Source organism: Mycobacterium sp. (assembly GCF_032162605.1).
Classification (GTDB): domain Bacteria; phylum Actinomycetota; class Actinomycetes; order Mycobacteriales; family Mycobacteriaceae; genus Mycobacterium.
This window is the reverse complement of the sequence record NZ_JAVROT010000564.1, coordinates 1-4,621: the sequence shown is the minus strand read 5'-3', so window position 1 is coordinate 4,621 and position 4,621 is coordinate 1. Positions and strand designations below refer to the sequence as shown.

6 protein-coding genes are annotated in these 4,621 nt (G+C 67.0%); all 6 read left to right on the top strand.

Annotated elements, in window-relative coordinates; translation table 11 throughout:
* The first annotated feature begins 109 nt into the window (after nt 1–109).
* Nucleotides 110–793 carry an HAD family hydrolase gene (locus QOI01_RS31200; protein WP_526387293.1) on the top strand — a complete coding sequence of 228 codons (684 nt, stop codon included), beginning with the start codon at nt 110–112 and terminating at the stop codon, nt 791–793.
* Nucleotides 794–926: 133 nt separating this feature from the next.
* Nucleotides 927–2,396 (top strand): sugar porter family MFS transporter, encoded by a 1,470-nt coding sequence (locus QOI01_RS31195; protein ID WP_526387291.1) that lies wholly within the window; start codon nt 927–929, stop codon nt 2,394–2,396.
* A gap of 56 nt (nt 2,397–2,452) precedes the next feature.
* Nucleotides 2,453–2,734: a phosphoribosyl-ATP diphosphatase gene (locus QOI01_RS31190; protein ID WP_526387289.1), complete on the top strand. Its 282-nt coding sequence runs from the start codon at nt 2,453–2,455 to the stop codon at nt 2,732–2,734.
* 20 nt (nt 2,735–2,754) lie between these two features.
* Entirely contained in the window at nt 2,755–3,606 is an 852-nt protein-coding gene (hisG, locus tag QOI01_RS31185) for an ATP phosphoribosyltransferase (protein ID WP_526387295.1), read from the top strand.
* A 22-nt stretch (nt 3,607–3,628) separates the two neighbouring features.
* The gene (locus tag QOI01_RS31180) at nt 3,629–4,132 is read left to right on the top strand and encodes a DUF4126 family protein (protein WP_526387287.1); all 504 of its coding nucleotides are present in this window, start codon (nt 3,629–3,631) and stop codon (nt 4,130–4,132) included.
* A gap of 9 nt (nt 4,133–4,141) precedes the next feature.
* A partial coding sequence (locus tag QOI01_RS31175; protein WP_526387285.1) for an FAD-dependent oxidoreductase occupies nt 4,142–4,621 on the top strand: 480 nt, incomplete at its 3' end.

The following is a 4,621-nucleotide window of genomic DNA, read 5'->3' as shown; positions in this document are numbered from 1 at the left end:
TGGCCCAGGACCAGGTGGCCGACTACGCGAAGCGCAAGGGCTGGACCCTGCAGGAAACCGAGCGCTGGCTCGGCCCCAACCTCGGCTACAACCCAGAGGACTGAGCCACATGAAGGCAGTGCTGTGGGACATGGACGGCACCCTCGTCGACTCCGAAAAGCTCTGGGACGTATCGCTGCACGCGCTGTACGCGCGCCTCGGCGGGGTACTGACACCGGAGGTGCGGACGTCGACGATCGGCGGTTCCTCCGAGAGCGTCATGCGCATCGTCTACACCGACCTGGGTCTCGACCAGGAGCCGCTCGCGATGGAGGAGGCGGCGGTCTGGCTGCACGATCACGTCGGCGAACTGTTCGAGGACGGACTGCCGTGGCTGCCGGGTGCGCGTGAGCTACTCGACACCCTCGTGGAGGCGGGCATCCCACTGGCCTTGGTCACCAACACGCGCCGGGAGCTGACGGAGCGCGCACTGGAGAGCATTGGCCGGCATTACTTCTCGGCATCGGTCTGCGGCGACGAAGTCGCGCATGCCAAGCCCGCGGCGGACCCGTACCTGCGAGGCGCGCACCTGCTCGGATTCGAACCCGCGCAGTGCCTCGCCATCGAAGACTCGGTGACCGGCACCGAGGCCGCCGAGGCGGCCGGCTGCCCGGTCGTGGTCGTGCCCAACGACGTCGAGGTGCCGGACAGTCCGCTGCGCCGGCACGTGAGTTCGCTCGTCGGCCTCGACGTCGAGGCCCTGCGTGCGATCCATCACGAGCTCAATTGCGCCGCTGGTACCCGCGTCGTGTGAGTCGTCGTCGCAGGCCCGTCTGACGAGTGATCGGTGTCGTTGGCCTTCTCCGCCGAGATTTGCCCCTTTGAACCCGTGGACTGTGCGATCGTTGGTGTGACACGCATCACGCAGCGCTGCGAAAGGAAGTCTCATGGCTGGCCAGGGACCCCCCGTATCCGACGGTCCGTCGGCGATCAGTGACGAGGACTTCTCGTCGGGCCGAACCGCCATTCGAATCGCGTCGGTAGCCGCTCTGGGCGGGCTGCTATTCGGCTACGACAGCGCCGTGATCAACGGCGCGGTCGATTCCATCCAGGAGGACTTCGGCATCGGCAACGCCGAGTTGGGCTTCGCCGTCGCCTCGGCACTTCTTGGCGCCGCTGCCGGCGCCATGTCCGCAGGCCGGATCGCCGACAGGATCGGCCGCATCGCGGTGATGAAGATCGCTGCGCTGTTCTTTCTCGTCAGTGCCATCGGAACGGCGTTGGCACCCAACGTCGAAATCGTCGTCCTCTTCCGGATCGTCGGCGGTATCGGAGTCGGCATCGCCTCGGTCATTGCGCCGGCGTACATCGCCGAGACGTCGCCGCCCCGCATTCGCGGCCGGCTGGGCTCGCTACAGCAGCTGGCCATCGTCTCCGGCATCTTCTTGTCCTTCGCGATCAACTGGCTGCTGCAGAAGGCAGCAGGTGGCCCCAACGAAGTGCTCGGGCTCGGGTTGGAGGCTTGGCGCTGGATGTTCCTCGTCATGGCGATCCCCGCGGTCGTTTACGGCGGTCTGGCATTCACGATCCCGGAGTCGCCCAGGTATCTCGTTGCCAGTCACAAGATTCCGGAAGCCCGGCGCGTGCTCAACATGCTCCTCGGTGAGAAGAACCTCGAGATCACCATCACCCGGATCCAGGAGACGCTGGAGCGCGAGGACAAGCCGTCCTGGCGTGATTTGAAGAAGCCGACCGGCGGCATCTACGGCATCGTCTGGGTGGGCCTCGGATTGTCGGTCTTCCAGCAGTTCGTCGGCATCAACGTGATCTTCTACTACTCCAACGTGTTGTGGCAGGCGGTGGGATTCAGCGCCGACGAGTCGGCGATCTACACCGTGATCACGTCGGTCATCAACGTGGCGACCACGCTGATCGCCATCGCGCTGATCGACAAGATCGGCCGGAAACCGCTGCTGCTCATCGGCTCGTCCGGGATGGCGATCACCTTGATCACCATGTCGGTCATCTTCGCCAACGCAGGGCTCGTCGACGGCAAGCCGAGTCTGGCCGGTGCGTCCGGCGTCATCGCGCTGATCGCCGCGAACCTCTTCGTCGTGGCATTCGGCATGTCGTGGGGACCGGTGGTCTGGGTACTGCTGGGCGAGATGTTCCCGAACCGCATCCGAGCGGCGGCGTTGGGTCTGGCGGCAGCCGGACAGTGGGCCGCCAACTGGGCCATCACGGTGTCGTTCCCGGGACTGCGTAACCACCTGGGCCTGGCGTACGGGTTCTACGGGCTGTGCGCGGTGCTGTCCTTCGTGTTCGTCTGGCGGTGGGTCCAGGAGACCAAGGGAGTCTCGCTGGAGGACATGCACGGAGAGATACTGGCCACTCCGAAACCCACGGCGAACGCCTGACGGCGGGCGGAGTCGTGACGGTCCGCTGAAACCGCCGTGACTCCGCCGTCGACGGCGTGAAACAATCGGCGTCCGTGAAGACCTTCGACGCGTTGTTCGCCGAACTCAGCGAGCGCGCGCACACCCGACCCGCAGGCAGTGGCACCGTCAAGGCCCTGGACGGCGGCGTGCACGGGCTTGGCAAGAAGGTCCTCGAGGAGGCGGGCGAGGTGTGGCTGGCCGCCGAACACGAGGGTGCCGACGCGCTGGCAGGTGAGATCAGCCAGCTGCTGTATTGGACGCAGGTTCTGATGATCTCGCGCGGCCTCACCCTCGACGACGTCTACTCGAAGCTATGAACGGCTCATTGACGACCGGCATGCTGCGCGTCGCGGTCCCCAACAAGGGCGCGCTCAGCGAGTCCGCCGCGGAGATCCTGTCCGAGGCCGGGTATCGCCGTCGGCGCGACCCCAAGGACCTGACCGTCGTCGACCCGGCCAACAACGTGGAGTTCTTCTTTCTGCGGCCCAAGGACATCGCCATCTACGTCGGGTCGGGGGAGCTGGACTTCGGGATCACCGGACGCGACCTCGCGCAGGAATCCGACGCTCCCGTGGAGGAGCGGCTGGCGCTGGGCTTCGGATCGTCGACCTTCCGCTATGCAGCCCCGGCCGGTCGGGACTGGGCGATCGCCGACCTCGCCGGTCAGCGGATCGCGACCGCGTACCCGAACCTGGTCCGAAAGGATCTGGCCGCCAGAGGCATCGACGCCACCGTGATCCGCCTTGACGGTGCAGTGGAGATCTCGGTGCAACTCGGCCTGGCCGACGTCATCGCCGACATCGTCGGGACGGGCCGCACGCTCGGTCTGCACGGTCTGCTCGCCTTCGGGGAGGCGCTGTGCGATTCGGAGGCCGTGCTGATCGAACGTGCCGATCCCGACGTGCGGACGGCCTCCGCCCGCGACCAGCTCGCCGGCCGGGTGCAGGGCGTGGTCTTCGGGCAGCAGTACCTGATGCTCGACTACGACTGTCCACGCGACGTGCTCGACCGCGCCACCGCGGTCACTCCTGGATTGGAGTCGCCGACCATCGCGCCGCTGGCCGACCCGGCGTGGGTTGCGGTCCGCGCGTTGGTGCCCCGGCGCGACGTGAACGGCATCATGGATCAAATCGCAGCCATTGGTGCGAAGGCGATCCTGGCCTCCGACATAAGGTTCTGCCGCTTCTGACCAGTGGTGCTAGCGTCTGCCCATGACGCACGTGCTGGTCCTTCTCCTTGCGCTCCTCATCGGTGTCGTCGCGGGTTTGCGGGCACTGACGCCCCCCGCCGTCGTCGCGTGGGGCGCTGCACTCGGATGGCTGTCCGTCGATGGCACGTGGGCCCAGTGGGTCGGCCATCCGATCACGGTCACCGTCCTCACGATCCTTCTGGTGGTCGAGCTGGTCACCGATCAGCTGCCGTCCACGCCGAGTCGCACTGTCCCAGCCCAGTTCATCGCGCGACTCGTCACCGGTGGCTTCGCGGGCGCGGTCATCGGGGCGCCGATCTGGGATCAGGTGAATCAGCACGGCTACACCTTCAGCGCGTTCGGAGCCGGTGTGGTCGGTGCGGTGCTCGGCACCATGGGCGGATATCAGGCGCGGCGCAGGCTGGTCGCCGCCAACGGTGGCCATGACCTGCCCGTCGCACTGACCGAGGATGCGATCGCCGTGCTCGGTGGCTTCGCGATCGCCGCCGCCGCCGCGGCTCTGTAGATCCCTTCCATGGCAACGAGATACGACGCCATCATTGTCGGTGCGGGACAGGCCGGGCCACCGCTCGCGGGCCGGCTCGCCACCGCGGGCCAGACCGTCGCGGTGATCGAACGCAAGCTCGTCGGCGGGACGTGCGTCAACTACGGCTGCATTCCGACCAAGACGCTGGTGGCCAGCGCGCACACGGCGCACACCGCCCGGCGCGGTGCCGAATACGGAATCGGCACCGGAGACGTCACGGTCGACATGGCAAAGGTGAAGGCGCGCAAGGACAAGGTCATGCTCGACGACCGCCATGGCGTGGAGTCGTGGCTCGAGGGCATGGACGGCTGCACGCTCATCCGTGGCCACGCCCGCTTCGAGGGCCGACACACCATTCGGGTCGACGATCAGGTGCTCGAGGCGGACCGGATCTTCCTCAACGTCGGCGGCCGCGCGATCGCGCCCGAGATCCCGGGCCTTGCCGACGTCGACTACCTCACCAACGTC

Excerpts from the sequence above, each read along its gene's own strand:
- QOI01_RS31195 (WP_526387291.1), top strand. The coding sequence starts at position 927 with ATGGCTGGCCAGGGACCCCCCGTATCCGACGGTCCGTCGGCGATCAGT.
- QOI01_RS31180 (WP_526387287.1), top strand. The coding sequence starts at position 3,629 with ATGACGCACGTGCTGGTCCTTCTCCTTGCGCTCCTCATCGGTGTCGTC.
- QOI01_RS31200 (WP_526387293.1), top strand. The coding sequence starts at position 110 with ATGAAGGCAGTGCTGTGGGACATGGACGGCACCCTCGTCGACTCCGAA.
- hisG (WP_526387295.1), top strand. The coding sequence starts at position 2,755 with ATGCTGCGCGTCGCGGTCCCCAACAAGGGCGCGCTCAGCGAGTCCGCC.